Origin of the sequence: Flavobacterium hibisci, assembly GCF_020026925.1 — a bacterium.
GTDB classification, from domain to species: Bacteria; Bacteroidota; Bacteroidia; order Flavobacteriales; family Flavobacteriaceae; genus Flavobacterium; species Flavobacterium hibisci.
Genome location: NZ_JAIQDW010000045.1, coordinates 1 through 1747, shown reverse-complemented (window position 1 = coordinate 1747; position 1747 = coordinate 1). Strand labels below are relative to the sequence as shown.

Genomic DNA, 1747 nt, shown 5'->3' with positions numbered 1-1747 from the left:
CTGATGGCTCGGTGATCGTTACAGGAATAGCCGCTGAAGCACATCCTTTGGCATCCGTTACAACTACTGAATAAGTAGTGCCTGCAATAAGACCTGTATAGATTCCTGTTGCATTACCACTTGCATTGGCACCTGTGCCGCTTAGGGCATAAGTATATGGCGCAACTCCGTTTGAAGCTGTTACTGTAATCGTACCGTTGCTCTCTCCATTACAGATTACTGCCGTTGGAACTGCTGTAGCTGTTGGCGTTGCAGGGGTAGTTACAACTGCTGCGTTTGTTGTTACTGAACAAACTGCCGCATTGCTGTCTGTAATGACAAAAGTATAGCTGCCTGCTGTAGAAACTGAAGCTGTAAAGCCTGTTGCTGTTGGCGTTGCTAATCCTGAAGGAACTCCGTCTACATACATTTGGTAAGTATATGGTGCAACTCCATCTGTAATAACAACATCAATAGTAGCATTAACAGATCCTGCACAATACAAGTCTTTGGTCAATGTAGCTGTAGCCAACAATTGTTTTTCGATTGTATAGCTTACAAATGCCTCACAACCATTATCATCCTTAATTCCTAAGCTATAAGTACCCGGTGATGTAAAGGTAGCTGTTGATGTAGCAATCGCTGATCCGTTTACTGTGTATGATTTAACACTATTATAGGTCGTAGTCAAGGCATCTAAGTCAACTGTCAAGACTGATCCAACATAACATTGCTGTGCCGGAACTGTAATCGTTGGCCTTGCATTATTTATGATCACAACATTCTCCATATGGATACAGCCGTTAGCATCTTTTACATAAACATCCCATGACAGATCTGTCAGGTTCGTATCTACTGACATCACTGCATTTGTACCATAAGCCGAAGCAACCGGTGCGGCTGAACCGCCTTGTACAACAGCGTAAGTATAAGAGCCTGTTCCACCTGTTACCGCGCTAACTGTGATGCTTGAAATATCCTGTGAACAGAACACTTTTGTACCTGATGCCGTGAAAGCAATCGGGTTTGGCTCTGTTATAGTAACTGCTGCGTTTGCCGAACAATGTGTAGTATTGTCCTCTACAGTTACTGTATAAGTACCTGCTGATAATCCTGTTAAGGTAATCACATCACCAGATTGTGATATCTGCGCTGCTGCAACTGCCGGAGAAGTCACAACGCTGTAATTGCCAGTGGCACTGAAGCCTGTAACGGTAAACTGTGCTGATCCGTTATTGGTAGTACCGTCTGCTGCATTACATGAAATATCATTTAACATAGCTCCTGCAATAGCAATTGGGGTTACCGGAACAATTTTGTAATTTCTCTCTATTGAACACCCATTGGCATCAGTTACTTTGAATAAATAAGTATCAGGGGCCAGACCGGTAAACAATGCATTGTTACCATTATCAACACTGATTGGCGAAATGATTTCGTATTTAGCCATAGGAACATATCCGCCGGTTACTGTCAGGGTAATATCGGCAACATTGCTCGGACAAACAGGTGCTGTAGTCACAGCAAAAGTAATATCCGTTAATGGTAAATATTTATCTACTGTAGCGCTTCCACCTGTAATACAGCCATTAGCATCCTTAACAGAATAAACAATAACCTGGTCTGTGCCATTGTCTGAAACAACCAAGCTGTTAACAGAAGTATAGGTCGTTGAGCCATTGAAACTATAAGTATATGGTGCTGTACCTGTACCAACAGTAGCTGTTACCGTAACAACTGCTGGCTGCGGCACATTGCCTGAATTACA

The 1747-nt window shown here is 42.8% G+C and carries 1 protein-coding gene; it reads right to left on the bottom strand.

Translation table 11 applies throughout. The features are described 5' to 3' along the window. The coding region (locus K8B81_RS20760; protein ID WP_223683437.1) for a SprB repeat-containing protein at nt 1-1747 on the bottom strand (1747 nt) is incomplete at both ends.